Raw genomic sequence first — 26,722 nt, 5'->3', positions numbered from 1 at the left:
CCGCGCCGACTGGTTGTACCGTTACTCCGGAATCATTCATGTTCAGTGGACCGGAAAGGCGGCGATGCGACATCGGATCCCGGTCGACCTCGTGCTCGACACGACCGCGGCGCCCGGGGCGACGGCTCGGGAGCACCTCGTCGAGCAGCTGCGGGAAGCGGTGCTCGCGGGGCAGATCGCGGCGGGCGCCCAGCTCCCCTCCTCCCGGTCGCTCGCGGCCGCGACGGGCTGCTCCCGCGGCACCGTCATCGCCGCGTTCGAGGAGCTCATCGGCGAGGGCTACTGCGTCTCGGTGCCGGGGTCGGGCACCTTCGTCGCGGCGGATCTGAGCATCGTCGCCGGGCGACGGCCGACGCCGCGCCCGGCGCGGCCCGATCGGGATCCGCCCGCGCCCGGCGCCCGGAGCGGCGCCCCGGGGCGCAGCGCCCATCACCTGTCGCCCGGGAGCCCCTCCACGCAGTTCGGCGGCACGCGCGAGTGGCAGACCGCCTGGCGCCGAGCGCTGCGCCGCGACCTGCCCTCCGTGCCGCCCCCGCCGGCGGGCGACGCGCGCCTGCGGGAGCTGATCGCCGACCATCTGCTGCAGGCCCGCGGCGTGCGGTGCGACCGCGACGACGTGCTGCTGACCGCGGGCACGAACGACGGGATCGCGCTGCTGATGCACGCGCTCCGCGCGGAGGGGCCGGTGGGTGCGCGGATCGCGACCGAGGAGCCGGGGTACCCCGCATCGCGCCGGGTGATCCGGCGCCTGGGCGGGCACTCCGTCGGCGTTCCCGTGCGCGGCGGCGGCATCGACGTCGAGGCGCTGCGCGCGCAGGAGGGGCCGTTCGCCGGCGTGCTGCTCACGCCGAGCCACCAGTACCCGCTCGGCGGCCGCATGCCCGTCGCAGGCCGCCTCGCCGTGCTCGACTGGGCGCGCGAGCGCGACGCCCTCGTGATCGAGGACGACTACGACAGCGAGTTCCGCCACGGCGCCCCCGCGCTGCCGGCGATCGCGTCGCTCGACGACGAGCGCCGCGTCGCCCTCGTCGGCAGCTACTCGAAGACGCTCTCGCCGTGGCTGCGGTGCGGGTACGTGGTGGTGCGGCACCCCGATGTGCGCGAACGGGCGCTCGCGGCGCGCGCCGATCTCGGGCTGCCGCTCTCGGGAACGGTGCAGCACGCCCTCGCGGAGTTCTTGGAGAGCGGCGGGCTGCGGCGTCACCTCGCGCGGGTGGGGCGCGCGTACGCGCATCGCCGCACGCTCGTGATCGACGCGTTCGCGGGTGCGCCTGGGGTGCGCGTGCACGCGGTCGAGGCCGGGCTGCACGCGACGCTGACCTGGGAGCCGGGGCCGACGGCCGCCGCGGCGGTGCGCGAGCTCGCGGCGCGGGGGGTGGCCACGACCCCGCTGCACGAGTACTACGACGACCCCGCGAGCGCCCCGCACGGCCTGGTGCTCGGCTACGGGGCGGCGAGCGACGTGCAGCTGCACGGGGCGCTGCAGCACATCACCGAGGTGCTGGCGGGGGCTCGGAACGAGGATCGGTGCGAGGATCGGGGCGAGGACCGGGGCGCAGTTCAGGGCGCGGATCGGGGCAGCGCGTCGGTGCGCGCGTGATAGGGCATCGCCTTGACGAGGTTGCTCATGCGCATCGTGCAGCACCGGTGGCCCCCCTCGTCGGTGACCACGATCTCGTGCACGGTGAGACTGCGCCCGAGATGCACGGGCGTGCAGACCGCGGTCACGAAGCCCGCGGTGGCCGAGTGCGTGTGCGTCGCGTTGATGTCGATGCCCACGGCGAGGCGACCCGGCCCGGCGTGGAGGTTCGCCGCGAGCGACCCGAGCGTCTCGCCGAGCACCACGTAGGCGCCGCCGTGGAGGAACCCGACGGTCTGCCGATTGCCCCGCACCGGCATGCGGGCGACCGTGCGCTCGACGGTGTACTCGAGGAACTCGATGCCCATCGCGTCGGCCAGCTCGCCGGCGCCGTGCTCGGCGACGTAGTTGCCCGCGCTCACGCCTGCACCCGCGCCCGCGCTCGCACTCGCACCCGCGCTCACGCCCGCACCCGCGTTCACGCCTGCACCTCGGAGGAGCGCTGGGAGCGGGAGCCGCCGGTGAACTCGGGCCGCCGCTTCTGCTGGAACGCCGCGAACCCCTCCCGGTAGTCGTCGGTGCCGCAGAGCGCGGCCTGCACGCGGTTCTCGTGCGCCATCGACCGCCACAGCCCGAGGCGCTCATCGCGCAGCTCGGCGACGAGCGCCTTCGACGCGAGGAACGCCTCGGTCGCGCCGCGCGCCGCGCTCGCCGCAGCCGCACGGGTCGCGTCGAGCACCTCGGCGTCGGGGAACGACCGCGAGAAGAGGCCCGAGGCCACGGCCTCGGCGCCCGACATGAGGCGGCCCGAGTAGATGAGGTCGAGGGTGCGGTGAGCGCCGAGCCGCTCGAAGAACAGGGCGTGCCCGCCCGAGTCGAGGGTCGCGCCGAGGTTCGCGAAGGGGCTCCCGATCTTCGCGGTCTCGGCGACGTAGACCACGTCGGTCGCGATGAGCAGTCCGAGCCCGACGCCGAGGCACGCGCCGTGCGCGGCGGCGAACGTGGGGGCGGGGAAGCGGCTCATGCGCTCGAGCAGCGGCTGCACGAGCTCGCCGAGATAGCCGTGTACGTCGTCGGTGCGCGGGTCGACGCCCGAGATGTCGCGCCCCGCGCAGAACGCGAGCCCCTCCCCGCGCAGCACGAGTGCGCGCACCCGCTGCTGCTCGGCGCGCGCGTATGCCTCCGAGAGCTCGCGGAGGTCGTCGGGGCCGAGCGCGTTCAGGCGCTCGGGCGCGTCGAGGGTGATCTCCGCGACGTCGTCGGCGATGGTCAGAGTGATCATGCGGGCTCCGGTTCGGTCACGCGTCGTAGTCGACGACGACGCGGTCTGATTGCGGGTGGGACTGGCAGGTGAGCACGTAGCCGCGCTCGATCTCGTCGGCTTCGAGGGCGTAGTTCTCGGTCATGGACACCGATCCCTCGACCACCCGAGCGCGGCAGGTGCCGCAGACGCCGCCGGCGCAGGCGAACGGCACGTCGCTGCGCACGCGCAGGGCGGCGTTCAGAATGGTCTCGTGCGCGCTGACGGGGCTCTCGACGCTCGCGGAGGTGCCGTCGAGGGTGAAGTCGATCGCGATCGTGCGCTCGCCGGCGCGCACTTCGACGGGGCGCGCCCGGGTGGGGGCGGGCTCGCCGGTCGAGAACAGCTCGAAGCGCACGTGCGCCGGGTCGACGCCGAGCTCGGCCAGCAGGTCGCGGCACAGCTGCACGAGCTCGAAGGGGCCGCAGAGCACCCATTCGTCGGTCTGATCGACCGGGATCACGGTGCCCAGGATGGTGCGCAGGCGATCCTCGTCGAGTCGCCCAGACATCACCGGCGCCGACCGCTGCTCGCGGGAGAGCACGTGGTGGATGGCGAAGCGCTGCGGATACCGGTCCTTGAGGTCGGCGAGCTCCTCGACGAACATGACGTCGAGCGACGACCGGTTCGTGAAGAGGAGATCGAAGCGGCTCGTCTCGCTGTGCGTGAGCACCCGGTGCGCCATCGTGATGATCGGGGTGATGCCGGAGCCGGCGGCGACGCCGACGACGTGGCGGCCGTCGAGCTCGTCGAGGTTCGAGGTGAAGGCGCCCTGCGGCGTCATCACCTGCAGGGTGTCGCCGGGTCGCAGCGAGTCGTTCGCCCAGGTGGAGAAGCGGCCGCCGAGGTCTCGCTTGACGGCGACGGAGATGCGGCCCGGCGTCGGGGGGCGGCAGATCGAGTACGAGCGGCGCAGATCCTCGCCGTCGACCGTGGCGCGCAGGGCGAGGTACTGCCCGGCGAGGTAGGCGAAGTCGGGTGCGAGCCGATCGGGAACCTCGAACGTCACCTCGACGCTCGATTCGGTCAGCGGGCGCACCTCGGCGACCCGGAGTTCGTGGAACGTCGCGCGCTGCCGCGCGCCCAGGTTGATGGCGGCCATGATGCTCCTAGTGGACCTTGAAGTAGTCGAACGGCTCGAGGCACTCGCGGCACTCGTACAGGGCTTTGCACGAGGTCGAGCCGAACCGGGCGATCTCGCGGGTGCGGGTCGAGTGGCAGCGCGGGCACTTGACCGCGAGGGCGACGGGGATCGGCCCCGAGCGCGCCGCCGACCGGAAGTCGGGGGGCGCGATGCCGTACGCGGCGAGCTTGCGCTTGCCCGCCTCGCTCATCCAGTCGGTCGTCCACGCCGGGCTGAGCGTGGTGTCGACGCGCACGCGCGCATAGCCGGCGGCGCGCAGCCGCTGGGCGACGTCGTCGCGCATCTGGTCGATGGCGGGGCACCCCGAATAGGTGGGCGTCAGCACGACGCGCACCTCGTCGGCGGCGGTGGAGACGGTGCGGAGCACGCCCAGGTCTGCGATGGTGAGCACGGGCACCTCGGGATCCGGCACCTCCGCCGCGATGTCCCAGACCCGCGCCGCCTCGGGTTCGGCGGGGCGCCCCGCGGTCACCACGATGCTCCGGGATGCCGTCGGGGGAGCCACTGCATCTCGGCGAGCAGGTAGCCGAGCCGCGTGCTGTGCAAGCCGCGACGCCCGCGCGCGAGCGCCGGCTGCACGTCGGGGGCGTCGAGCTCGGCCTCGGCGAGCACCGCGCCCACCGTGCGATCGAAGCCGGCGCGCAGCGCGCTCGGGCGCGGGGCGACGCCGGCGAGGCGCTCGGCGAGTTCGTCGTCGGCGAAGAGCTCGTCGACGTACGGCCACAGGTCGCGCAGCGACGCGGTGATGCGGGTGCGCGATGCGTCGGTGCCGAGCGCGAGCCGCAGCATCCACTGGGCCGAGTGGTCGAGGTGGTAGCGCACCTCCCGCTCGGCCTTCCCGGCGATGGCGCTGAGGGTCGCATCACTGCTGCCGAGCAGCTCGCGGTACAGTTCGGCCTGGTACGCCGAGAAGAGGAACTGGCGGGCGATCGTGTCGCCGTAGTGGCCGTTCGGCTGCTCGACCAGCCAGCAGTTGCGGAACTCGGGCTCGTCGCGCCAGAACGCCAGGTCGTCTTCGCTGCGCCCGGTCGCGCTGCCCGCGTAGTGCAGCAGGGAGCGCGCGTGCCCGAGCAGGTCGAGCGCGATGTTGCTCAGCGCGAGATCCTCCTCGAGCTCGGGCCCGCGCGACACCCACCAGCCGAGTTGCTGGGCGAGGATCAGGGCGTCGTCTCCGAGTCGCAGCGCGTACTCGGCCGTGTCGGGCGTCGCCGAGGCGCCGGCGCCGGCTCCGGTCAGCTCGTCGGCGAGTTCGAGGTCGTCGACGCTGACGTCGCCGTGCGGGTCGGCCGCGTCCGGGCGCGCCGTCGCCGTCTGCGCCGTGGCAGCCTCCGGCTTCGTCTGCGCGCTCACAGGTGCTTCACCCCTTCGGCGCGGGCGTAGTAGACGGCGTGGCGGAAGTTCTTGCCCGCGGGCGACTCGAAGAACACGCCCTTCGAATCCGGGTCGCTGGTGGTGATCGCCGCCGCCGGCACGACCCAGATCGAGACGCCCTCGTGGCGCCGCGTGTAGAGGTCGCGGGCGTTGCGGAGGGCCATCGCCTCATCGGGAGCGTGCAGGGATCCCGCGTGCACGTGGCTCAGTCCGCGGTTCGCGCGTATGAACACCTCCCACAGGGGCCAGGCCTCGGTGCCCGTCTCTCCGGGTGTCGACATCTTCGTCTCCTCGTATCTGCTGCGTGCGCCGCCCCGGCGGGCGGGGTGCGCGGGGTTCGGTGCCGGGCGCGGGGCTCAGCGCTCGGTGCGCGGGGTTCGCCGCTCGGCGGGCGTCAGGCCGCGAAGCGGCGGCGATCCTGCATCTTCTGCGCGTAGGCGGCGGCGGCCTCGCGCACCCAGGCGCCGTCGTCGTGGGCCTCGCGCCGGTGGCGGAGGCGCTCGGCGTTGGCGGGGCCGCGGCCGGCGAGCACCTCGGAGAACTCGTTCCAGTCGATCTCGCCCATGATCCACCGGCCCGTCTCCTCGTCGTAGCGCAGGTCGCGGTCGGGGCACTCGAGGCCGAGCGCCTCGAACTGCGGCACGCACATGCCGACGAAGCGCTGGCGCAGCTCGTCGTTCGAGAACCGCTTGATCTTCCAGGCCATCGACTGCGCCGAGTTGGGCGATGCGTCGTCGCTCGGGCCGAACATCATGAGCGAGGGCCAGTACCAGCGGTCGACCGCGTCTTGCGCCATGCGCTTCTGCTCGGCGGTGCCGTGGGAGAGCTCGTACAGAATCTCGAACCCCTGGCGCTGGTGGAAGGACTCCTCTTTGCAGATGCGCACCATCGCGCGGCCGTAGGGGCCGTAGGAGGCGCGGCAGAGCGGCACCTGATTGCAGATCGCGGCGCCGTCGACGAGCCAGCCGATGGCGCCCATGTCGGCCCAGGTCGGCGTGTGGTAGTTGAAGATCGACGAGTAGCGGGCGCGGCCCTCGATGAGCGCGTCGGTCATCTCCTCGCGGGTGATGCCGAGGGTCTGCGCGGCCGAGTAGAGGTAGAGCCCGTGGCCCGCCTCGTCCTGCACCTTCGCGATGAGGATGGACTTGCGCTTGAGGCTCGGGGCGCGCGTGATCCAGTTCGCCTCGGGCTGCATGCCGATGATCTCGGAGTGCGCGTGCTGCGAGATCTGCCGGATGAGGGTGCGGCGGTACGCCTCGGGCATCCAGTCCCGGGGCTCGATGCGCTGCTCGTCTGCGATCAGGGCGTCGAAGCGCTGCTGCTCGGCGACTTCGGCGAGTTCATCGGTCGTCGATGTCATCTGATGCCTCCGTGTCTGGGTGCGGGTTCGGGATCGGCCGGTGCGAATGCTCGTGAAGTCTCGCCACGGGCGGAACACTGGTGGTAGAGTCGTCAACGGAATTACTGACCGACCATTCAGTCAGTATACGCCTCCCCCCGCGGCACCGCAAAGGGGAGAGGCGCACCGTTCCCACCGACGCAATGGAGCGCCACATGAGTACACCCGCAGACGTGATGCCGCAGGACGGCATCGAGGATCGCATCGCCTTCGACCCGAGCTGGGCCGCCACCGCCATGCTGCAGGCCGACACCGCGAAGACCGCGTTCGGCATCCGCCTCCGCGCACTCGAGCGCGGCCGAGCCGAGCTCGCCATGACCGTGCGCGACGACATGGTCAACGGCTTCGGCATCACGCACGGCGGCATGGTCTTCACCCTCGCCGACACGGCCTTCGCCTACGCGTGCAACGAGGGCGAGCACGCCGTCGTCGCCTCCGGCGTCGACATCACCTTCACCCGCGCCAGCCGCGCCGGCGACACGCTCACCGCCGTCGCCGAGCGGCGATGGGTGTCGGGGCGCAACGGGCTCTACGACATCACCGTGCGCGACCAGCGCGGCGACACGATCGCCGAGTTCCGGGGCCGGTCGTTCGCCACCGACCGGCCCCTCCCGCCCCTGACCGACCCCTAGCTTGCCCCCCAGCCTGCCCGCCCCTGAGCCTTCGAAGACGAAAGAGCGAATCCATGATCACCGAGACCCACGATCCCGTCGCCCCCGCCGCCGTCGCACCCGCGCCCGCTTCGGGCGGAGGGCAGCCCGACGCCCTCCACGCCGCGGAGCGGCTGACCCGCGCCGAGCTCGAGGCGCTCCAGCTCGAGCGCCTGCAGTGGACGGTGCGCCACGCGTACGAGAACGTGCCGTTCTACCGCGAGAGGTTCGCCGCGGCGGGCGTGCACCCCGACGACATCCGCGCGCTCGCCGACATCGAGAAGCTGCCCTTCACCACGAAGAGCGACCTGCGCGACCACTACCCCTTCGGGCTCTTCGCCGTGCCCATGGACGAGGTGCGCCGCGTGCACGCCTCATCCGGCACCACCGGCAGGCTCACCGTCGTCGGCTACACGGAGCGCGACCTCGACACCTGGGCCGATCTCATCGCCCGATCGCTCTACGCCGCAGGGGTGCGCCCCGGCTGGCGCGTCCACAACGCTTACGGGTACGGCCTGTTCACCGGCGGGCTCGGCGCGCACGCCGGCATCGAGCGGCTCGGCTGCGTGGTGATCCCCATGTCGGGCGGGCAGACCGAGAAGCAGGTGCAGCTGATCCGCGACTTCGAGCCCGACGCGATCATGTGCACCCCCAGCTACCTGCTCACCATCGCCGACGCGTTCGAGCGGGCCGGCCTCGACCCCCGCGGCACGAGCCTCAAGGTCGCGATCTGCGGCGCGGAGCCCTGGACCGAGGCGATGCGGCGCGAGCTCGAGGAGCGGATGGGCATCCGCGCCGTCGACATCTACGGCCTCTCGGAGATGATGGGCCCCGGCGTGGGCAGCGAGTGCGTCGAGACGCAGGACGGCCCGCACATCTGGGAGGATCACTTCCTGCCCGAGATCATCGACGAGCGGTTGCAGCAGGTGCCCGACGGCCAGACCGGGGAGCTCGTCTTCACCACGCTCTCGAAGGAGGCGTTCCCCATGATCCGCTACCGCACGCGCGACCTCACCTCGCTCCACCCCGGCACCGGCCGGCCCGCGCACCGGCGCATCGCGAAGATCACGGGACGCAACGACGACATGATCATTCTGCGCGGCGTCAACCTCTTCCCCACTCAGATCGAGGAGATCGCGTGCGAGGTCGAGGGGCTGACGAGCCACTTCGTGCTCGAACTCACGAAGCGGGCCGCGCTCGATCACCTCACGATCAGGATCGAGGCCGATCCCGACGCGGACCCCGCGGGCGCCGACGCCGCGCTGCGACGCCTGCAGAAGTGCGTGAAGGATCGCATCGGGGCGACGATCGCAGCCGAACTCGCGCCGACGGGATCGCTGCCGCGCTCGGAGGGCAAGCTCAAGCGCCTCTACGACCTGCGGGCCGGCGCCTCGCCCGCCTGAGGTAGATTTGCAGGCGACGCGGAAGGCCGCGTGCACGCCTCGCGAGCCGCGGGGCCGCGCCTGAGGGGAAAGATCTATGGAGAGCTCGGACGCCGCACCCCGCAGGGGGCGGCCGGGGTACGACCAGAGCAGCATGCTCGAGGTCATCGTCGAGGTCTTCACCGATCACGGATACGACGCCTCGTCGCTCGGCATGATCGCGAGCCGGCTCGGGCTCTCGAAGTCGGCGGTGTACCACCACTTCGCCTCGAAGGCCGAGATGCTCGAGATCGCGCTCGAGCGCGCGCTCGGCGCACTGGAGCGGGTCTTCGACGAGGCCGAGGCGGAGGCGGAGGCCGGAGGCGCCCCGGCCGGGGCCGTGGGGCGGATCACCGAGATCGTACGCGCCGCGGTGCTCGTCGCCTGCGAGCAGCAGCCCTACCTGATCCTGCTGCTGCGGCTGCACGGCAACTCCGAGGTGGAGCTGCGCGCCCTGGAGCGGCGCCGCGCCCTGACCGCCCGGCTGCGCGCGATCTTCGAGCGCGCACGGAGCGAGGGCGCGCTGCGCGACGACCTCGACCCCGGCCTCGCCGCGCGGTTCACGTTCGGCCTGGTGAACTCGCTGGTCGAGTGGTACCGCCCCGACGGCCCCGAGACGCCCGAGGCGCTCGCCGACGCTGTGCTCGCCTACGTGCGCTCGGGCCTCAGGGTCAACGAGGTGGCCGACTTCCGCTAACCCCGCGGTGCCGGGGCGGCGACCGCCTCGTGCGACTTCGACACCAGCGTGAGCACGTCGTACGTGGCGACGACCTCGTCGCGGTGATTGGTGAGCACCGCGTCCCAGTGCACCTCGCCGTACTCGTCGGTCTCGCGGGGGATGATCTGCTTCGCGGTGAGCGCGACCCTGATGCGGTCGCCCGGCGACACGGGCGTGATGAAGCGGAGGTGCTCGAGGCCGTAGTTCGCGAGCACCGGCCCGGGCTCGGGCGAGACGAAGAGGCCGGCGGCGAACGACAGCAGCAGGTAGCCGTGGGCGACGCGGCCGGGGAAGAACGGGTTCGCGGCCGCCGCGGCCTCGTCGGTGTGGGCGTAGAACGTGTCGCCCGTGAACTCCGCGAAGTGCGCGATGTCGTCGAGCGTGACCTCCCGCTCCTCCGACACCACGCGATCGCCGACCCGCAGCTCCTGCAGCGGCTTGCGGAACGGGTGGGCCTCGTCGCGGGTCGCCGCACCCGCGTGCCACACGCCGGTGACGGCGGTGAGCATCTCGGGGCTGCCCTGGATCGCGGTGCGCTGCATGTAGTGGTAGACGCTGCGCACCCCGCCGAGCTCCTCGCCGCCGCCCGCGCGGCCCGGGCCGCCGTGCACGAGGTTCGGCAGCGGCGAGCCGTGCCCGGTCGAGGTGCGGGCGTCGGTGCGGTCGAGCACGAGCATGCGCCCGTTCGCGGACGCGCTCATGCGCGTGAGGCCGGCGACGAACACCGGATCCGCCGAGGCCACGCTCGTGACGAGGGATCCGCCGCCGCGCACGACGAGCTCCGCCGCCTCCTCGGGGGTCGCGTACCCGATCAGCGATGCGACGGGGCCGAAGGCCTCGGTGTCGTGCACCCGGGGCGCGAGCGCGTCGTCGAAGCGCAGCAGGATCGGCTCCACGAACGCCGTCTGCTCGCCCGGTCGCTGGCCCTCGCCGATGACGACGCGGCCGCCGCCGTCGACCAGCGCCTGCACCTGGCGCAGCACCTCGTCGCGCTGCTCGATCGAGGCCAGCGGGCCCATGGTGGTCGCCGCCTCCCGCGGGTCGCCGACGACGACCTTCGCGGCGATCCGATCGCGCACCGCGTCGACGAGCGGGTCGATGAGTGCATGCGGCACGATGGCGCGGCGGATGGCCGTGCACTTCTGCCCGGCCTTCGCGGTCATCTCGGCGACGAGCTGCCGCACGTAGGCGTCGAACTCGGGCGTGCCGGGCACCGCGTCGGGGCCGAGCACCGAGGCGTTGATCGAGTCGGTCTCGGCGCCGAAGACGACCCCGCCCGTCTGCACCGCGTCGTGGCGCCGCAGGGCGTCGGCGGTGGCGGCCGAGCCGGTGAACGAGACCACGTCGCCGAGTCGCGCGTGGTCGAACACCTCGCGGATCGAGCCGGTGACGAGCTGCAGGGACCCGGCGGGCAGCAGCCCCGATTCGACGATGATGCGCACCAGGTGCTCGGTGACGTACGCGCCGGGGGTCGCCGGCTTCACGATCGTGGGCATGCCGGCGAGGAACGCGGGTGCGAGCTTCTCGAGGGCGCCCCACACCGGGAAGTTGAAGGCGTTGATCTGCACGGCGACGCCGGGCAGCGTGGTTCTGATGTGGCGGCCGAGGAACGTGCCGTCCTTCGACAGCGGCTCGACGGGGCCGTCGAGCTGCACGCGGGCGTTCGGCAGCTCGCGGCGGCCCTTGCCCGAATAGGTGAAGAGCACCCCGATGCCGCCGTCGATGTCGACCCACGAGTCGGCCTGCGTGGCGCCGGTGCGCGTGGAGAGCTCGTACAGCTCGGCCTTCCGCTCGGTGAGCGCGAGGGCGAGCTGCTTCAGGATCACCGCTCGCTGATGGAAGGTGAGCTCGCCGAGGTGGCGCTGGCCGACCCGCCTGGCGTGCGCCATCGCGCCGGCGAGGTCGAGCCCCGCGCTCGAGACGACGGCGACCGTCTCGCCCGTGGTGGCGTCGCGCACCTCCGCCCCTCCGGCGGCATCGGCCGGGCTCCACCAGGCGTCCTGGACGTAGCTCTGCAGCGTTCGGGTCATTGGGGGGCTCCTGTCGTGCCGGGATCGGATGAGGGGTGGGGCGCGGGCGCGGGGGCGGCGTCGGGCGCCGGCCACTCGTAGAAGCCGCTGCCGCTCTTGCGGCCCAGGCGCCCCTCCGCCACCAGGTCGCGCAGCAGCTGCGGCGGTGCGAAGGCGGGGCCGAGCTCGCGTTCGAGCTGCTCGGCGATGCCGAGCCGCACGTCGAGCCCGACGATGTCGGTGGTGCGCAGGGGCCCGACGGGGTGCCGGTAACCGAGCTCCATCGCGAGATCGATGTCGGTCGCGCTGGCGACGCCCTGCTCGACCATGCGCATCGCTTCGAGTGCGAGCGCCACGCCCAGGCGGCTCGACGCGAAGCCCGGGGCGTCTCGCACGGTGATCGGCGTCTTGCCGAGGGCGCGCGCCCATCCGGCCGCGACCTCGGGCAGTCGGGGCGCGGTGCTCGGGCTCACCACCACCTCGATCAGCGACGACGCCGGCACGGGATTGAAGAAGTGGAGGCCGATGCAGCGCTCGGGGTGCTCGAGGGCGTCGGCGAGCCGGGCGAGGGGGATCGACGAGGTGTTCGACGCGATGACGGCGTCGTGCGCGAGCTGCTGCTCGATCTCGGCGAGCGCGCGCGTCTTGAGCTCGAGCGATTCGGGCACCGCCTCGATCACGAGCGCGCACCCCGCGAACGCGGCGACGCCGGTGGTGACGGCGAGGGCCCGTGCGAGCCGCTCGGGATCGCCGGCGTGCCCGCGCGCGATCGACGCGGCAATGCTCCGCTCGATGCGCTCCCGCGCGGCCTCAGCTGCGGCGTCGCTCTGCTCGACCACGACGACGGAGCTGCCGGCCATGAGGAAGGCGTGCGCGATGCCGGCGCCCATGCGCCCACCGCCGAGCACGCCGACGCGCTCCGGAACGGCGGGGGAGGTCGTGTCGGCGTTCGTCGTGTCGTTTGCGCTCATCGCTGCTGCTTTCGCTCGAGGAAGGCGGTCATGCGCCGGTGCTTCTCGGGGCTGTCGAAGAGGATCGCCTGCTCGGCGAGGTCGATCTGGGGGTGCGCGGAGCGGGGCGCGCCGAGCACGCGCTTCGACGCCTGCACGGCGGCGGCATCGAGTCGGGCGATGCGCTGCGCGATGGCCGCGGCGGCCGCGAACGCCGCATCGCCGTCGTCGTGGAGGTGGGTGATGAGGCCGGCGGCGAACGCCTCCGCGCCCGTGAGGATGCGTCCGGCGAGCAGCATCTCGGCCGCGAGCCCGTCGCCGACGATCTCGCGCAGCCGCCAGCTCGCCCCGGCGGCCGCGATGATGCCGAGCCCGGGCTCGGGGTTGCCGATCGTGAGGGCGTGCGTGCCGATGCGGATGTCGGCGCTGTAGGCGAGCTCGGCGCCGCCGCCCAGCGCGTGCCCGTCGAGCACGGCGATCACCGGCATGGGCAGGGCGTGCACGCGCATGAAGGCGCGCGTGTTGATGCCCGCGCGCGCGTCGGCGGCGGTGCGCTCGCGCAGCTGCGCGATGTCCGCACCCGCGGCGAAGCTGCCCCCCGCCCCGCGCAGCACCAGCGTGCGCGGCTGCGACTCGAGGTCGGCGCACAGCGCGTGCAGTGCGTCGACGACGGCGCGGTCGATCGCATTGCGCTTCTCCGGCCGATCGAGGGTGGCGAGCACGAAGTCGCCGCGATCCTCGACTCGCAGCGCCGGGCCGGTCATGGCGCCAGCCGCTCGATGATGGTCGCCGTGCCCTGACCGACGCCGACGCACATGGTCGCGAGCCCGTAGCGCGATCCCTCGCGCTCCATGCGGCCGAGGAGGGTCACGAGCAGTCGCGATCCCGATGAGCCGAGGGGATGGCCGAGGGCGATCGCCCCGCCGTCGGCGTTGACGCGGGCGGGGTCGAGGCCGAGGCGGCGCATGCAGGCGAGCGACTGGGCGGCGAAGGCCTCGTTGAGTTCGATCGATCCGATGTCGTCGATCGAGAGGCCGGCTCGCGCGAGCGCCCGCTCGGTGGCGGGAACGGGGCCCAGCCCCATGATCTCGGGGGCGAGGGCGGCGGAGACGCTCGTCACCACGCGCGCCCGCGGTGCGAGGCCGTGCCGTTGCACCGCCGCCTCGCTCGCGACGAGCAGCGCCGATGCTCCGTCGTTCAGCGACGACGCGTTGCCCGCGGTGACGACGGCGCCGCCCGCGACGACGGGCCGCAGGCCGGCGAGCACCTCGGAGGTGGTGCCCGCGCGGGGGCCCTCGTCGGTGTCGACGATCCGCGTCTCGCCGCGCCGCTCGGCCGCGGGTACCGGCACGATCTCGTCGACGAAGCGGCCGGCCGCGATGGCGGCGAGGGCGCGGCGGTGGCTCTCGACGGCGAACGCGTCGGCGTCGTCGCGGGTGATGCCGTCGAGGCGGGCGACCTCCTCCGCCGTCTCGGGCATCGAGAGCGTCGCCCGCTCGCGGCGCTGCAGTTCGGGGTTCGTGAAGCGCCAGCCGATCGACGTGTCGAACTGGGGGCCGGGTTTCGCCCAGGCCCGGTCGGGCTTCTGCTGCACCCAGGGCGCGCGGGTCATCGACTCGACGCCGCCGGCGATCACCAGGTCGGCGTCTCCGGCGCGGATCGCCTGCGACGCGCTCGCCACGGCCGTCATGCCCGAGGCGCAGAGGCGGTTGACCGTGTACCCGGGCACGCTGTCGGGCAGCCCGGCGAGCAGCGCCGCCATGCGCGCGACGTTGCGGTTGTCCTCGCCGGCCTGGTTGGCGGCGCCGAGGATCACCTCGTCGATCTCCGATTGCGGCACTCCGGTGCGTTCGACGATCGCCCGCACGGCGAGCGCTGCGAGATCGTCGGGGCGCACGCTCGCGAGCGCGCCGCCGTACCGGCCGACCGGGGTGCGGACGCCCGCGACGAGAAAAGCCTCTGGCATGGGCGCTGACCTCCGTGTCTGCCCGCGTCAGCCGAATTAGTGACTGACCGTTCGGTAATGAATACCAGAATAGGGTGCGGCGCCGACGGGCGCAAACCACCCGCGCCTCCCGCCCGCGCCTCGCACCCGCCGTCCGCGTCAGCAGGCGGGCTGCGCGATTCCGCAGCGCCCCGAAAAAACTTCTCGAAACGCGCGTCACGAAACCGTCTATCCCCCGTGTTATCGGTGAGTCGGCTCCTGCACGCCGTCCCCGACGCACCCCCGGGGGCCGACCGCTGCCGCTTCCGAGGCGCCCGTGAACGGTCACGAGCGCTGCGGAAGCCACCGCGCCGGCGCGGATTGCCGGCGGTCGAGCGGCGCGAGACGCCCGCCCCACCGCGGCATGCATTGGACTGAACCAGCCCAGATGAGGAGAGAAAGCGCGCACATGCGTTCCCACACCACACACGGACCCCGCGTCCGCACCTTCCGGCTCGGAAGAGTCGTCTCCGCGATCACCGCAGGAGTGCTCGCACTGAGCGGCCTGCTGGCGATCCCCGCTGCAGCGCACGCGGCCCCCAACCCCGCCATCGTCGTCGACGAGGTCGTCATCGGCGGGGGCACCGGCCCCGGCGGCCAGCTCGTCGTCGGCGACACGGTCTCCGTGACCGGGAGCTGGGACGCGGCCGCCGCCGAGCCCCGCCCCGGCGACGTCTTCACCATCGGGCTGCCCCGAGAGCTGAACATTCCGGCCAATGTGCCGTTCGCGCTCAGCGGCCCCACCGAGACCGGCGAGGTCGTCGACTGGGCGACGTGTCTCGCCGACGCCGAGACCGGCGTGGTCACGTGCACGCTCACCGAGCAGGTCGCCCTCTTCCCCGAGCTGGTGCTCGGGGAGTTCGCGTTCGACGTCACCGCGGTCGAGGCGACCGACGAGCGCGCGCTCGTCTTCGACCTCAACGGGAAGCAGGTTCCCGTCGAGCTCCCCGGAGGCGGCGGCATCGACGACGGCATCGAGGTTCCCGACACCTGGAGCAAGGCCGGCGAGATGAAGGCCAATAACTGGTCCATGAAGTGGACCATCGACCTGCCCGGCTCGCGGATGCGCGCCCACGACGCGATCACCATCGCCGACACCCTCTCGGGCACGGCGCACGCGCTCTGCACCCCGGCGAACCTCAAGGTGCAGACTGTGCGCGGCAGCACCGTCGTCGACGTGACGAGCATCGCCCAGCTGGTTCCCGGCGCCGACCCGCAGCACTTCTCGATCCGCCTCACCGCGCCCGAGCCGAACGGCTTCGACGGCGACGTGACCTACCGCGTCACGTACGACACCTGCACGCCCGACGGGCAGATCGATCCCGAATCCGCCGAATACCTGAACGAGGCGACGGTCGATGTGTGGGGCGAGTCCTCCGGCACCATCGGCGTGCACCCGCGGCCCTGGCAGGGCTCGCTCACCAAGTCTGGCACTGTGCTCGGCGGGGGCGAGCGCAACGGCAAGATCGCCTGGACCGTCAGCGTTCCCGGCGACCAGCTGCTCGGTCGCGACGGCTTCGTGTTCAGTGAGACCCTCGGCGCCGGGCACGAGGTGTGCCCCGACACGATCAGCGGCATCAAGATCACCGAGCGGTACGGCCCCAGCAACCAGCTGCAGCGCGACGTCACCGGCATGCTCGCCCCGAGCGTGACCGCGGAGTCGGCGCAGGCCTTCACCATCGACTACGGCATCGCCGATCCCGCATTCGCCTTCAAAGCGTCCGACTACCGGTACGTCATCACCTACACGACGTGCGTGAGCCAGGACGGTCTGCCCGCAGGCGGCACGGCCTACACCAACGAGGTCTCGGTCAACGGCCAGGTCGCCGGCACCGAGACGAAGGTGCCCGGCCGCTCCGAGGGCAAGGGCGGCTCCATCAACGGGAGCGCCGTGACGCTCGACGGCGTCGAGCACCTGCCGCAGACCACGCTCAACTGGAGCATCACCGTTCCGGGCGAGCGCGTCGCGGCGATCGAGAGCGATCTCGTCGTCACCGACACCCTCAGCGGCGCGCACGAGGTCTGCGTCGCGGGCGACCCGAGCGACGGCACCGCGGCGCAGCTCGGCCTGCGGGTGCAGGCCCGCGATCAGGTGAACGGCGGCGGCCTCGCCACCGTCGACCTGACCGACTCGGTGACCGCGGAGCACGAGGACGGGGTGCTCACGTTCACGATCCCGCGCCCCGAGCTGCCCCAGCCGGGCGGTGCGAACGCCACCGGATTCAGCGCCGAGTACCAGTACGTCATCAGCTACACCACCTGCACGTCGAGCGGCGGCATGGACGCACCGGGCACCGCGTACGGCAACGCCGCGGAGGTCGCCGGGAAGACGTACGAGAAGTCGGTCACGCAGAACAACCGCGGCAGCGGCACCGGGCAGGGCGTCTCGCGCGGCTCGGTGGGCATCAGCAAGTCGCTCGCCGACACCCCGGGTGCGGCGTTCGTGCCCGACGGCACCACCTTCCAGGTGCACGTGCAGGAGATCGACCCGCAGGGGCGGGTGCAGGTCGAGTACGACCTCGACGTGCCGCTGAACGGCGACCGCATCAGCGGCCCCAACTCCCGCGGCGCCGGCTGGACCGTCGTGCTCTCGGAGCCCGAGTTCCCGCAGATTCCCGGCGTCGTGTTCGGAGACCCCGTGTTTGCGGCCGAGGACGGCGTCACCGTGCGCGACGGCGGCAAGACGGCCGTCGCGGCCCTCACGCCCGGGCGCAACATCACCGTCGACCTCGAGAACCGTGCGCAGATGGGCGCCCTGTCGCTCGTGAAGCAGGTCGCGGGCGGCGCCGCGGGCGAAGTCGATGCCGCACGGGCCTACGAGGTCACCGCGAAGATCAACACGGCCGCGCTGGGCGCCGACTTCCCGGCGCAGGCGGATCGCACAGTCACCGTGACCGCGGGCGAACCCGTGCGCATCGACGACCTGCCGATCGGCGCGACCGTCACGCTGAGCGAGGCCCGGCCCGCCGACGACGACCGGTTCACCTGGGGCGATCCGGTCTTCTCGCCGCAGAGCGTGACGGTGACCGCCGCGCACGCGACCGAGCCCGCGGTGGTCACGCTGACGAACTCGGTCGAGCGCACGGTGGGCAGCTTCTCCGTCGCGAAGCGGGTGACCGGTGCCGAAGCCGACAACCCGGCCGTACCCGACGCGGTGACCGTCACGGCGAGCTGGGAGCAGGCCGGCGTGCCCGGCTCGAAGACGCTCACCGTGCCCACCGACGGCACGCCGGTCGCGCTCGGCGAACAGCTGCTGATCGGCACGCAGGTCGAGCTGACCGAGACCCCGCTGGCCGACGGCTCGGGAATCGCCTGGGGATCGCCGACCTGGTCGGGCGACGGCGTCGCCGTCTCCGGCGCGTCGGCGACCGTCACGATCGGGCGCGACGCCGAGGCGCAGGTGCTCCTGGAGAACCACGCCGCGACGTCCGTCGCCGGTATCAGCGTGCTCAAGGGGCTCGGCGGCGAGGCCGCGGGCGAGGTCGACTCCGACACCCGGTTCCCGGTCACCGCGACCTGGACCGACGCGAACGGCGAGCAGTCGAAGGAGCTCATGATCAGCGCCGTCGAACCGACACCGCTCGGCGTCGACCTGCCCGCCGGCACGGTCGTGACGATCACCGAGGGCGATCGCCCGGGCATCGACACGGTCGTCTGGAAGACGATCGCGATCTCCGGCGATCGGGTCACCGACCACGGCGACGGCAGCGCCGAGATCGTGGTCTCGGATCAGCAGGGCGAGATGACCCTGGTGACCGTGGTGAACGAGGCCGCATGGGCTCCGGGCACCTTCTCGATCGCGAAGCGCGTCGAGGGCGTGCAGCCGGGCGCCCCGGGCGTTCCCGAATCGGTCGCGGTGACGGCCTCGTGGTTCGAGGCGGGCGAGCCCGTCTCCGCCGAGCTCGCGCTCCCGACCGACGGCACCGCGGTGGAGTTCGGGAGGGATCTCCCGCACGGCACCGAGGTGACGCTCGCGGAGGCGCTGCCCGATGCGACGAGCGCGTTCACCTGGAACGCGCCGCGCTGGGAGATGGACGGCATCGTCGCCCACGACGACGGCACCGCGACGCTCACCATCGGTGCGGCGCAGACGCTCGCGGTCGACCTCGTGAACACCGTGACGCCGAAGCTCGGCAGCCTCACGCTGACGAAGTCGGTCACGGGTGACGGCGCTGCTCAGGTGCCCGCAGGCACCGTCTACCCGGTCAGTGCGAGCTGGACCGACCTCCTGGGCGAGCAGCAGCAGTTCGATCTCGAACTCGTCGCCGGAGAGCCGACCGTGCTCGACGGGCTCCCGCTCGGCACCGAGGTGACGCTCGCCGAGGCAGAGGCGGATCTGCCGAGGGCCGTGACGTGGGTCGGCGCCGAGTGGTCGACCGAGTCGACGGGAGCCGTGATCGACGGGTCGGGGCGGAGCATCGTGCTCACCGTGACCGGCGATGACGGAGCCGACGGCGCCGGCGGTGCCGGCGCTGCTGGTGGTGCCGATGCGAGCGTCGCCCTGGAGAACCGGATCGGAACCGCACCGGGCCTCGCGGTCACCGGCGGTGAGCTGCTCGGCGGCGGGCTGCTCGCACTGGGCCTCGCGGCGGGCGGAGTGCTCCTCCTCCTCGTGCGGCGTCGTCGCGTGCAGTGAGCCGCGTGCAGTGAGCCGCGCGGTGTGAGCCGCGCGGCTCGGCGGGGGCGGTCGGACGGGTTCGTCCGGCCCCCCGGCTGCATTCGCGGCGCCTCGAGCACGCAGGCGAGGCATTGCGCGGGGAACTGCCGGGGTGCTGCGCGGGGAACTGCCGGGGAGCGCGCCGCCCCGTGGACCGCGGGCGCGGCGGCGGGGTATCGTGGTTCGGTGAGTTTGGTAGATCCTCAAGAAGCCGCACGACGCGACCACGCACGACACCGCGGAACCGCCTCAGCGCTCATCGCCACGATCTGCTTCGGCGTTCTGGCGCTCGCCGCGGCCACCGTGCTCGGGTTCGCGGTCGGCGGCGTGTTCGAGCAGCTGCGCGTCATGAGCATCAACAGCGTCTTCGGGAGCTGGGAGACGGAGACCCCCATCGCGTTCCGGGCGTGGGGCCTGCCGCTCGGCATTCTCGGGCTGATCGTAACCCTCGGGCTGTACGGCACCTGGAACCACCGCTACAGTGGCCGCAGCGACTTCTTCGTGATCGTCGGGCCGTTGACGATCGTGCTGGCGGGGCTCACCGTGGGCACCTGGCTGGCGTCGACGATGTGGGCGGCGCCCGACGCGGTCGGCGTGGCCGTCGATCCCGTATTCGGTCAGAACGAGACGTGGGGCATCGGGGCGTGGGCGCTCTACGCGGGCACCTGGTGGCTGCCCGGGCTGTTCGCGCTGCTGACGGTGCTCAGCCTCATCGGGCGGGTGCTGGCGGCGCGGCGGCGCGAGCGCAACGGCCGCGTCGTCGAGCAGCTGCTCGCTCGGGGCGTGCGCACCGAGGCCGAGATCACGCAGGCGCCGCTGCCCGAGCCGAGCGCCTCTCGCATGATCGCGCCGCTCGTCGCGAGGTTCTCGGATTCCGAGGGCGTCAGCCGGTGGGTCGCGTGCACGGCAGCGCTCCGCACGCGAGACGTGCCGGCGGTGGGGGCGCGGCGGCCCCTCGTCTTCGACCCGGCGGATCCCGGCGACGTGCAGCGCATCTTCCTGTCACCGGCGGGCGGCACCGATCCGAGCAGTTTCGAACCGGTGCGCGCCGCGCAGTGACGCCTCGGCCCGCACCGAGTGCCGTCGCCCGGTGCGAACCCAGCGCCGCGCTCAGTACCCGCGCACGGACACCGAGAACTTCCAGTCGACGACCCCGCGATCGGTCATCGTGAAGCACTGGCTCGCGCGGGTCCACGTCGAGTTCATGGTGACGCGCTTCGCGTCGCAGTCCGCCTTCGTGGTGAAGTTCGTCGGGTACAGGTACGAGTAGCCGGCGGCCTGCGCGGGCGACGCGACGCCGAAGAGGCCTCCGGCGATGATCCCGATCGCGGCTGCGCAGCCGACCAGCTTCTTCCGGGGGGTCAGGGACATGTGACTCAGCTCCTTCGCTCGACAACAGTGGGCGTCCATCGTACTGCGCACGCACTTCTCGCCGCTGGCCCTTTCGTGTACGCTCTATTACTGGCCGAACGGTCGGTAACTTGGCCGTCCTTACGAACAATGGAGTTCACATGACCATGACTGCTGTCGACAAGCAGGCGGAACGGCGCAAGGTGCTCGCGGGCACCGTCGTCGGCACCACCATCGAGTGGTACGACTTCTTCATCTACGCGCAAGCGGCGGGCGCCGTCTTCGCCGCGCTCTACTTCGCGCCCGCGGGCGAGACCATCGGGCAGATCGTCGCCTGGGCCTCGCTCGGCATCTCCTTCCTCTTCCGGCCGCTCGGCGCGATCGTCGCCGGGCACCTCGGAGACCGGCTGGGCCGCAAGCGCATGCTCGTGCTCACGCTCGTGCTCATGGGTCTCGCGACCGCACTGATCGGCGTACTGCCCACCTACGCTCAGATCGGCGTCGCAGCCCCCGTGCTGCTCGTGCTGCTGCGCGTGCTCCAGGGGTTCTCCGCCGGCGGCGAGTGGGGCGGTGCCGCCCTCATGTCGGTCGAGCACGCCCCCGAGAACAAGCGCGGCTTCTTCGGGGCCTACCCGCAGATCGGCGTGCCGCTCGGCATGATCCTCGCGACGGCGACCATGTGGGTCATCACCACGACCCTCACCGAGGAGCAGTTCCTCTCGTGGGGCTGGCGCCTGCCCTTCCTCTTCTCGATCGTGCTGATCCTCGTGGGCTACTTCATCCGTCGGGCCGTCGAGGAGTCGCCGGTGTTCAAGGAGCTGCAGGAGCGCAAGGGAGAATCGGCCGCGCCGCTCAAGACGCTCTTCTCGAAGCATGCGAAAGAGGTGCTGCTCGCCGCCCTCATCTTCATCGCGAACAACGCCGCCGGATACCTGCTCATCGCGTTCTTCTCCGCCTACGCGACCCGGCCCGAGGCCGACGGCGGCCTCGGCCTCGCCCGACCCCCGGTGCTGCTCGCCACGACGCTCGCCTCGTTCGGCTGGCTCGCCTTCACGCTCTTCGGCGGCATCATCTCCGACCGCATCGGCCGCGTGCGCACCTTCCAGATCGGGTACGTGCTGCTCGGCATCTGGGCCGTGCCGATGTGGTTCCTCATCGACACCGGCAACATCTTCATGTACTTCGTCGCCCTGTTCCTCATGACCGTCGGGCTCGGCCTCTCGTACGGCCCCCAGGCGGCGCTGTACGCCGAGATGTTCCCCGCCGACGTGCGGTACTCGGGCGTCTCCATCGGGTACGCGATCGGGGCCATCTTCGGCGGCGCGTTCGCCCCGCTGATCGCCGACCTCGTCTTCGGCGCCACCGGGGCGTCGTGGACGATCGGGCTCTACATCCTCGGCGTCACGATCGTCTCGCTGGTGGCCGTGTCGGTCGTGAAGGAGCCGAAGGGCGTCGCGCTCAACACCCGCTCGAACGAGGTGGTGCCGGTCTAGCGGGCGCTGCGCGGACGCGGGCGGGCCCGCGAGCCTGCCCCCGCCCGCCCGCGCCCGCCTGCGGCGCCCGCCTGCGAAATGATGCGACAGAAGGTCCGCTCCCGGAGAGCTGGGGAGCGGACCTTCTGTCGCATTTCCCGTTGCTCCGGGGAGCGGAGGCGAGCCCGTCGGGCCGTCGCGGATCGGAGCGCGCGTTACGCGCCTGCGCCGTCGTTCCAGCGTCGCGCGCGCCGTTCCCAGAGGAGCACGCAGACGGTGAACACCACGAAGACGTAGATCCCGCTCGCGATGATCGAAATCGCAAGGCCGGCTCCGAACTCCGAGAGAGAGAGGAGGAAACCGAGCGGAAGCGCCCCGATTGCGCCGCTTCCCGCTCCGACGATCAGTGCATGGGGTACGGGAAGATCCCGGTTGAAGAAGCGTTGCGTGGCTCTGCTGCAGACGTACCCGATCAACCCGACAACAAGTCCCACTGCGGCGATGGGGAGGACGAGCAGTGCAAGCCCCCATTGCAGTCCGAAAAGCACCGATGAGAAGTCCGGAGCAATGAGAAGGAAGTAACCCAGCACATACAGGAAAATTGGCGCACCGCACACGATTGGGCCGAAACAGATCAGGGAAAGGGTGGACCGGTGACTCACTTCGTCTCCGCACTGTACTTGTTGATCACATTCCTGAAGTTTGCGGCTTGTAGTGACCAGGCAACGTAGGCGCCTGCGCCCGACTCATCCTGCTCATGGCGCGATCGTAAACGCAGCATCGAACGCAGTGAGTTCGTCGGGCGGAGAATGCAGCATCCCTGAGCGACAAATTCAGTATCTGCACCGCGTCCTTGCGGGGCTTCGGGCGTCGATTGCAGCATCGGCTCTCGGGAGAGATCAGTAGCAAGGATGCGACAGAAGGTCCGCTCCCCAGCTCTCCAGGAGCGGACCTTCTATCGCATTCCCAGGTGCTCCGGGGGCCGGGGCGGGCAGGAGTCGGGGCGGGACGAGGGGGGCTCCCGGCCCGCCTCACACGCCGGGGTAGGCGCGCAGCGGGTGCTCGAGCAGGTCGACCACGGTGCGCAGGAAGCCCGCCGCGTAGCCGCCGTCGCAGACGCGGTGGTCGAATACGAGCGACAGCTGCGCGACGCGCCGCACCTCGACCCGGCCGTTGACCACCCACGCCCGTTCGAGCACGCGCCCGATCCCGAGCATCGCCACCTCGGGATGGTTGATGATCGCCGCAGAGCCGTCGACGCCGAGGCCGCCGTAGTTGTTGAGCGTGAACGTCGAGTCGCGCAGCTGCTCGGGCGGGGTGCGGCCATCGCGGGCCGACGCGCTCAGCGCGCGCAGATCGGCGTCGAGGTCGGCGATCGACCGGTCGTGCGCCTCGCGCAGCACCGGCACCATGAGCCCGCGGTCGGTGTCGACGGCGATGCCCAGATTGACGCCCTCGTACACCTCGATCGCGTCGCCCTGCGGGGTGAGTCGGCCGGCGAGTATCGGGTACTGCCGCAGGGTGATCAGTGTGAACCGGGCGAGGATCGCGGTGAGCGACGGCGGCCGCGCGCCGTCGGCGGCCATGCGCGGTCGCAGCTCCCAGAGCTCGGTGAGGTCGACGTCGACCCACACGGTCGCCTCGGGAATCTCGGCGCGGCTGCGCGAGAGCTTCTGCGAGACGACGCGCCGCAGCGGGGTGAAGCGCTCGACGCGGGCGACGGGGAGCGGCGCACCGTGCCCGGTGCTCGACGGGGCGTCGTGCCCGGAGCTCGGCCGGATGCCGTGCCCGGCGGGAGCGATATCACCCGCGGCGCGCAGCACGTCTGCGCGGGTGACGGCCCCGTCGGCACCGCTCGGCTGCACGCGGCGCGGGTCGACGCCAAGGTCGCGGGCGAGGCGCCGCACGATGGGGGAGCGCACGGCGACGGTGCGCCGCAGAGCGGCGTCGGAGGGCTCCGCCGACGCGACCGCCCCCGTGGCGGGCGGGGTGCCGGGGCCGCTCCGCGCGCGGCGCCGGCGCCCCTTCGCGGGCCCGCGCCCGGTGCCGTAGCCGATGAGCACGTTGCCCGATCCTGCTCGCTCCTCGGTGCGGTAGGCCTCGTGCTCGTCTTGCGGCTTCCGAGCGACGGACCCTGCCGACCCGGCGGAGCGCTCAGACTCGAGCGCGCTCTCGGGGCCGGGGACGTTCTCGGGGTTGGGGCGTCGCCCCGACTCGGCGGAGTGCTCGTCACCGACCTCGATCACGGGTGCGCCCGTCTGCAGCGCTTCGCCCTCGGCGCCGTGCAGCTGCACCACCACTCCGGCGTAGGGCGAGGGCAGCTCGACGATGCTCTTCGCCGTCTCGACTTCGGCGATGGGCTGATCGATGGCGACGGTGTCGCCCACGGCGACCATCCACCTGACCAGTGCGGCCTCGGTGAGCCCCTCGCCGAGATCGGGGAGCATGAAGGTGCGGGTGGTCATCGCGACTCCTCCCAGTGCAGCGTCTCGATCGCGTCGAGCACGCGCTCGGCGTCGGGAAGGTACCAGTGCTCGAACTTCGGCGATGCGAACGGGGTGTCGAAGCCGGTCACGCGGCGCACCGGGGCTTCGAGGTACTCGAAGCACTGCTCGAACACCCGCGCCTGGATCTCGGAGGCGACGCTCGCGAACCCCGGCGCCTCGGCGATGACGATCGCGCGCCCCGTACGGCGCACCGACTCCATCACCGTGCGGTCGTCGAACGGCGTCAGCGTGCGCACGTCGATCACCTCGACGCTGCGCCCGTCGGCCTCCGCGGCCTCGGCGGCCTCGAGCGCGATCGGCACGGACGGGCCGTAGCCGATGAGCGTGAGGTCCGATCCCGGTCTCACGACCCGAGCGCGGCGCAGCTCCGCCTCGATGCTCGTGTCGACCGGCCCCGTCGACCAGTAGAGCTTCTTCGGCTCCATGAAGACCACCGGGTCGGGGGAGGCGATCGCGGCGCGCAGCAGCGAGTACGCGTCCTGCGGCGTCGACGGCGATACCACCGTGAGCCCAGGGGTGTGCGCGTAGTACGCCTCCGAGGAGTCGCAGTGGTGCTCGACGCCGCCGATGCCGCCGCCGTACGGGATGCGGATCACGAGCGGCATGCGCAGATCACCGCGGGTGCGATTGCCGAGCTTCGCCACGTGGCTCACCACCTGCTCGAAGGCGGGCAGCGCGAAGGCGTCGAACTGCATCTCCACGACGGGCGTCATCCCATTCATCGCCATGCCGACCGCGGTGCCCACGATCCCCGATTCCGCGAGGGGCGTGTCGAAGCACCGGGATTCGCCGAAGCGCTCCGTGAGCCCGTCGGTGATGCGGAAGACGCCGCCCAGCGCTCCCACGTCCTCGCCGTAGACCACGACCCGGTCGTCGGCCGCGAGGGAGTCGGCGAGCGCCCGGTTGAGCGCCGCCGCCATCGACATGGTCGTCGGCGTCGTCTCCCGCTGATCCGCGGGCCCGGTCACTGCGCCCCTGCGCTGCGCCCCCGCGGCCCCCGCGCCCGCGGCGCCCGCGTCCCTGCTCCGCGCGGTTCCGCCCCGCGCCATCGTCGTGCTCACGAGTCGACCTCCGTGCGTTCGATCTCATCGCGCAGCACGCCCCACTGCGCGTCGAGTGTCTCCGGGCGCTCGGCGTAGACGTGCGCGAAGAGCTCCTCGGGGTCGAGCTGCGGGTTCGCGTTCATCGCGTAGCGCAGCTCGCTCGCGATCTCCTCTGCGGCGGCGGCCAGCTCCGCCTCGTCGGCCTCGGTCAGCGCGCCCGTGTCGAGCAGATGCGTCCGCACGCGGGCGAGGGGATCGCGACCGGCCCACGCCTGCACGGCCTCTCGCTCGCGGTACCGGGTGTCGTCGTCGGCGTTCGTGTGCGCGAGCATGCGGTAGGTGTGCGCCTCGACGAGGCTGGGGCCGTCGCCGGCGCGAGCCCGATCCACCGCGGCGCCGAGCACCGCCAGCAGCGCGGCGACGTCGTTGCCGTCGACGCGCTCGCCCGGCATCCCGTACCCGATCGCCTTGTGCGCGAGCGACGGTGCGGCGGTCTGCCGGGAGAGGGGCACGGAGATGGCGAACTCGTTGTTCTGCACGAAGAACACGACGGGCAGGTGGAAGACGGCGGCGAAGTTCATCGCCTCGTGGAAGTCGCCCTCGCTCGTCGCGCCGTCGCCGCACATCGCGAGCACGACGGTGTCTTCGCCGCGCAGGCGGGCGGCGTGCGCGAAGCCGACGGCGTGGAGCAGCTGCGTGGCGAGCGGTGTCGCCTGCGGGGCGATGCCGTACTCGGTGGGATCGTAGCCCGAATGCCAGTCGCCGCGCAGCAGCACCATCGCCGCGGCGGGGGCGACGCCGCGCGCGATCACGGCGACCGAATCGCGGTACGTCGGGAACAGCCAGTCGCCGCGCTCGAGGCAGAGGGCGGCCGCCACCTGGCAGGCCTCCTGCCCCGTCGAAGCGGGGTAGACCGCGAGTCGGCCCTGGCGCACGAGCGCGTTGCACTGATCGTTGATGCGACGGCCGTTCACGAGGCCCGCGTAGGCGCGGCGCAGCGTCTCCCCATCGGGCATCGAGAACTCGGCGTCGGCGTGCACGACGCCCTCGGCGTCGAGCAGCTGCACGGGGGTGTCGCGCGGCAGCAGCGCGCTCGCTGATCGGGACACGGTTCCTCCTTGAATCCGTCCGTCAATATGTCGCCCATTGTGCTCCGAATCCGCTCGTC

The 26,722-nt window shown here is 72.2% G+C and carries 23 protein-coding genes; 7 read left to right on the top strand and 16 right to left on the bottom strand.

What is annotated here, in order from left to right; genetic code table 11:
* The first annotated feature begins 64 nt into the window (after positions 1 to 64).
* A complete protein-coding gene (pdxR, locus tag BLT44_RS02590) occupies positions 65 to 1,600 on the top strand; it encodes a MocR-like pyridoxine biosynthesis transcription factor PdxR (RefSeq protein ID WP_074689888.1) in 1,536 nt (511 codons plus the stop codon).
* On the opposite strand, the gene BLT44_RS02585 is transcribed toward pdxR, so the two are convergent.
* From BLT44_RS02585 to paaA, 7 genes are all read right to left on the bottom strand, one after another.
* Complete coding sequence (locus BLT44_RS02585) at positions 1,561 to 2,061, bottom strand: hotdog fold thioesterase (protein WP_010155703.1); 501 nt, start codon at positions 2,059 to 2,061, stop codon at positions 1,561 to 1,563. The genes pdxR and BLT44_RS02585 overlap by 40 nt on opposite strands.
* Positions 2,058 to 2,861, bottom strand: a complete 804-nt coding sequence (locus BLT44_RS02580; RefSeq protein WP_010155704.1) for an enoyl-CoA hydratase/isomerase family protein — start codon at positions 2,859 to 2,861, stop codon at positions 2,058 to 2,060. The genes BLT44_RS02585 and BLT44_RS02580 overlap by 4 nt, the downstream gene beginning before the upstream one ends.
* 16 nt (positions 2,862 to 2,877) lie before the next feature.
* Positions 2,878 to 3,981: a 1,2-phenylacetyl-CoA epoxidase subunit PaaE gene (gene paaE, locus BLT44_RS02575; RefSeq protein ID WP_010155705.1), complete on the bottom strand. Its 1,104-nt coding sequence runs from the start codon at positions 3,979 to 3,981 to the stop codon at positions 2,878 to 2,880.
* A 7-nt stretch (positions 3,982 to 3,988) separates the two neighbouring features.
* Positions 3,989 to 4,498, bottom strand: coding sequence for a 1,2-phenylacetyl-CoA epoxidase subunit PaaD (paaD, locus tag BLT44_RS02570; protein WP_029608144.1), 510 nt, complete (start codon positions 4,496 to 4,498; stop codon positions 3,989 to 3,991).
* Complete coding sequence (gene paaC, locus BLT44_RS02565) at positions 4,492 to 5,373, bottom strand: 1,2-phenylacetyl-CoA epoxidase subunit PaaC (RefSeq protein ID WP_010155708.1); 882 nt, start codon at positions 5,371 to 5,373, stop codon at positions 4,492 to 4,494. Before paaC ends, paaD begins: the two co-directional genes overlap by 7 nt.
* A complete protein-coding gene (gene paaB / locus BLT44_RS02560; protein ID WP_010155709.1) occupies positions 5,370 to 5,675 on the bottom strand; it encodes a 1,2-phenylacetyl-CoA epoxidase subunit PaaB in 306 nt (101 codons plus the stop codon). The genes paaC and paaB overlap by 4 nt, the downstream gene beginning before the upstream one ends.
* Before the next feature lie 113 nt (positions 5,676 to 5,788).
* Positions 5,789 to 6,754, bottom strand: coding sequence for a 1,2-phenylacetyl-CoA epoxidase subunit PaaA (paaA, locus tag BLT44_RS02555; protein ID WP_010155710.1), 966 nt, complete (start codon positions 6,752 to 6,754; stop codon positions 5,789 to 5,791).
* 194 nt (positions 6,755 to 6,948) lie between these two features.
* Here paaA and paaI point away from each other — a divergent pair, with 194 nt between their 5' ends.
* The 3 genes from paaI to BLT44_RS02540 all read left to right on the top strand — a co-directional run bounded on the left by paaI (position 6,949) and on the right by BLT44_RS02540 (position 9,561).
* Entirely contained in the window at positions 6,949 to 7,425 is a 477-nt protein-coding gene (paaI, locus tag BLT44_RS02550) for a hydroxyphenylacetyl-CoA thioesterase PaaI (protein ID WP_010155711.1), read from the top strand.
* 53 nt (positions 7,426 to 7,478) lie between these two features.
* Entirely contained in the window at positions 7,479 to 8,846 is a 1,368-nt protein-coding gene (locus tag BLT44_RS02545; protein WP_010155712.1) for a phenylacetate--CoA ligase family protein, read from the top strand.
* A gap of 76 nt (positions 8,847 to 8,922) precedes the next feature.
* Positions 8,923 to 9,561, top strand: a complete 639-nt coding sequence (locus BLT44_RS02540; RefSeq protein WP_010155713.1) for a TetR/AcrR family transcriptional regulator — start codon at positions 8,923 to 8,925, stop codon at positions 9,559 to 9,561.
* On the opposite strand, the gene paaZ is transcribed toward BLT44_RS02540, so the two are convergent.
* From paaZ to BLT44_RS02520, 4 genes are read right to left on the bottom strand one after another with little or no spacing between them, the layout of a single operon-like run.
* Positions 9,558 to 11,612 (bottom strand): phenylacetic acid degradation bifunctional protein PaaZ, encoded by a 2,055-nt coding sequence (gene paaZ / locus BLT44_RS02535; protein ID WP_010155715.1) that lies wholly within the window; start codon positions 11,610 to 11,612, stop codon positions 9,558 to 9,560. The two genes, BLT44_RS02540 and paaZ, sit on opposite strands and share 4 nt — an antisense overlap.
* Positions 11,609 to 12,562 (bottom strand): 3-hydroxyacyl-CoA dehydrogenase family protein, encoded by a 954-nt coding sequence (locus BLT44_RS02530; RefSeq protein ID WP_010155716.1) that lies wholly within the window; start codon positions 12,560 to 12,562, stop codon positions 11,609 to 11,611. The genes paaZ and BLT44_RS02530 overlap by 4 nt, the downstream gene beginning before the upstream one ends.
* Positions 12,559 to 13,305: an enoyl-CoA hydratase/isomerase family protein gene (locus BLT44_RS02525; RefSeq protein ID WP_010155717.1), complete on the bottom strand. Its 747-nt coding sequence runs from the start codon at positions 13,303 to 13,305 to the stop codon at positions 12,559 to 12,561. The genes BLT44_RS02530 and BLT44_RS02525 overlap by 4 nt, the downstream gene beginning before the upstream one ends.
* Positions 13,302 to 14,507 carry a thiolase family protein gene (locus BLT44_RS02520; RefSeq protein ID WP_010155718.1) on the bottom strand — a complete coding sequence of 402 codons (1,206 nt, stop codon included), beginning with the start codon at positions 14,505 to 14,507 and terminating at the stop codon, positions 13,302 to 13,304. The genes BLT44_RS02525 and BLT44_RS02520 overlap by 4 nt, the downstream gene beginning before the upstream one ends.
* A 427-nt stretch (positions 14,508 to 14,934) precedes the next feature.
* On the opposite strand from BLT44_RS02520, the gene BLT44_RS02515 reads away from it, so the two are divergent.
* Both BLT44_RS02515 and BLT44_RS02510 read left to right on the top strand, forming a co-directional pair.
* Complete coding sequence (locus tag BLT44_RS02515; protein ID WP_010155719.1) at positions 14,935 to 19,161, top strand: DUF5979 domain-containing protein; 4,227 nt, start codon at positions 14,935 to 14,937, stop codon at positions 19,159 to 19,161.
* Positions 19,162 to 19,368: 207 nt separating this feature from the next.
* Entirely contained in the window at positions 19,369 to 20,241 is an 873-nt protein-coding gene (locus BLT44_RS02510) for a hypothetical protein (protein ID WP_029608147.1), read from the top strand.
* Positions 20,242 to 20,292: 51 nt separating this feature from the next.
* On the opposite strand, the gene BLT44_RS02505 is transcribed toward BLT44_RS02510, so the two are convergent.
* Entirely contained in the window at positions 20,293 to 20,553 is a 261-nt protein-coding gene (locus BLT44_RS02505; protein ID WP_010155721.1) for a hypothetical protein, read from the bottom strand.
* A gap of 140 nt (positions 20,554 to 20,693) precedes the next feature.
* On the opposite strand from BLT44_RS02505, the gene BLT44_RS02500 reads away from it, so the two are divergent.
* A complete protein-coding gene (locus BLT44_RS02500; protein WP_010155722.1) occupies positions 20,694 to 22,025 on the top strand; it encodes an MFS transporter in 1,332 nt (443 codons plus the stop codon).
* A 194-nt stretch (positions 22,026 to 22,219) separates the two neighbouring features.
* On the opposite strand, the gene BLT44_RS02495 is transcribed toward BLT44_RS02500, so the two are convergent.
* The 4 genes from BLT44_RS02495 to pdhA form a co-directional block, all read right to left on the bottom strand.
* The gene (locus tag BLT44_RS02495) at positions 22,220 to 22,666 is read right to left on the bottom strand and encodes a DUF3021 family protein (RefSeq protein WP_029608148.1); all 447 of its coding nucleotides are present in this window, start codon (positions 22,664 to 22,666) and stop codon (positions 22,220 to 22,222) included.
* 369 nt (positions 22,667 to 23,035) lie between these two features.
* Positions 23,036 to 24,469 carry a dihydrolipoamide acetyltransferase family protein gene (locus BLT44_RS02490; RefSeq protein WP_074689886.1) on the bottom strand — a complete coding sequence of 478 codons (1,434 nt, stop codon included), beginning with the start codon at positions 24,467 to 24,469 and terminating at the stop codon, positions 23,036 to 23,038.
* Entirely contained in the window at positions 24,466 to 25,560 is a 1,095-nt protein-coding gene (locus BLT44_RS02485; protein WP_081473378.1) for an alpha-ketoacid dehydrogenase subunit beta, read from the bottom strand. Before BLT44_RS02485 ends, BLT44_RS02490 begins: the two co-directional genes overlap by 4 nt.
* Positions 25,561 to 25,568: 8 nt before the next feature.
* The gene (pdhA, locus tag BLT44_RS02480) at positions 25,569 to 26,663 is read right to left on the bottom strand and encodes a pyruvate dehydrogenase (acetyl-transferring) E1 component subunit alpha (protein ID WP_010155728.1); all 1,095 of its coding nucleotides are present in this window, start codon (positions 26,661 to 26,663) and stop codon (positions 25,569 to 25,571) included.
* Between the last annotated feature and the right edge of the window lie 59 nt (positions 26,664 to 26,722).

Origin of the sequence: Leucobacter chromiiresistens (genome assembly GCF_900102345.1) — a bacterium.
GTDB classification, from domain to species: domain Bacteria; phylum Actinomycetota; class Actinomycetes; order Actinomycetales; family Microbacteriaceae; genus Leucobacter; species Leucobacter chromiiresistens.
This window is presented reverse-complemented; position numbering and strand designations above follow the sequence as displayed.

Bases quoted from the DNA above. Each gene is read 5' to 3' on its own strand.
- pdxR (WP_074689888.1), top strand. From the start codon at position 65: ATGCGACATCGGATCCCGGTCGACCTCGTGCTCGACACGACCGCGGCG.
- BLT44_RS02580 (WP_010155704.1), bottom strand. From the start codon at position 2,861: ATGATCACTCTGACCATCGCCGACGACGTCGCGGAGATCACCCTCGAC.
- paaE (WP_010155705.1), bottom strand. From the start codon at position 3,981: ATGGCCGCCATCAACCTGGGCGCGCGGCAGCGCGCGACGTTCCACGAA.
- paaB (WP_010155709.1), bottom strand. From the start codon at position 5,675: ATGTCGACACCCGGAGAGACGGGCACCGAGGCCTGGCCCCTGTGGGAG.
- paaA (WP_010155710.1), bottom strand. From the start codon at position 6,754: ATGACATCGACGACCGATGAACTCGCCGAAGTCGCCGAGCAGCAGCGC.
- paaI (WP_010155711.1), top strand. From the start codon at position 6,949: ATGAGTACACCCGCAGACGTGATGCCGCAGGACGGCATCGAGGATCGC.
- BLT44_RS02545 (WP_010155712.1), top strand. From the start codon at position 7,479: ATGATCACCGAGACCCACGATCCCGTCGCCCCCGCCGCCGTCGCACCC.
- BLT44_RS02540 (WP_010155713.1), top strand. From the start codon at position 8,923: ATGGAGAGCTCGGACGCCGCACCCCGCAGGGGGCGGCCGGGGTACGAC.
- paaZ (WP_010155715.1), bottom strand. From the start codon at position 11,612: ATGACCCGAACGCTGCAGAGCTACGTCCAGGACGCCTGGTGGAGCCCG.
- BLT44_RS02530 (WP_010155716.1), bottom strand. From the start codon at position 12,562: ATGAGCGCAAACGACACGACGAACGCCGACACGACCTCCCCCGCCGTT.
- BLT44_RS02525 (WP_010155717.1), bottom strand. From the start codon at position 13,305: ATGACCGGCCCGGCGCTGCGAGTCGAGGATCGCGGCGACTTCGTGCTC.
- BLT44_RS02520 (WP_010155718.1), bottom strand. From the start codon at position 14,507: ATGCCAGAGGCTTTTCTCGTCGCGGGCGTCCGCACCCCGGTCGGCCGG.
- BLT44_RS02515 (WP_010155719.1), top strand. From the start codon at position 14,935: ATGCGTTCCCACACCACACACGGACCCCGCGTCCGCACCTTCCGGCTC.
- BLT44_RS02505 (WP_010155721.1), bottom strand. From the start codon at position 20,553: ATGTCCCTGACCCCCCGGAAGAAGCTGGTCGGCTGCGCAGCCGCGATC.
- BLT44_RS02500 (WP_010155722.1), top strand. From the start codon at position 20,694: ATGACCATGACTGCTGTCGACAAGCAGGCGGAACGGCGCAAGGTGCTC.
- BLT44_RS02490 (WP_074689886.1), bottom strand. From the start codon at position 24,469: ATGACCACCCGCACCTTCATGCTCCCCGATCTCGGCGAGGGGCTCACC.
- BLT44_RS02485 (WP_081473378.1), bottom strand. From the start codon at position 25,560: ATGGCGCGGGGCGGAACCGCGCGGAGCAGGGACGCGGGCGCCGCGGGC.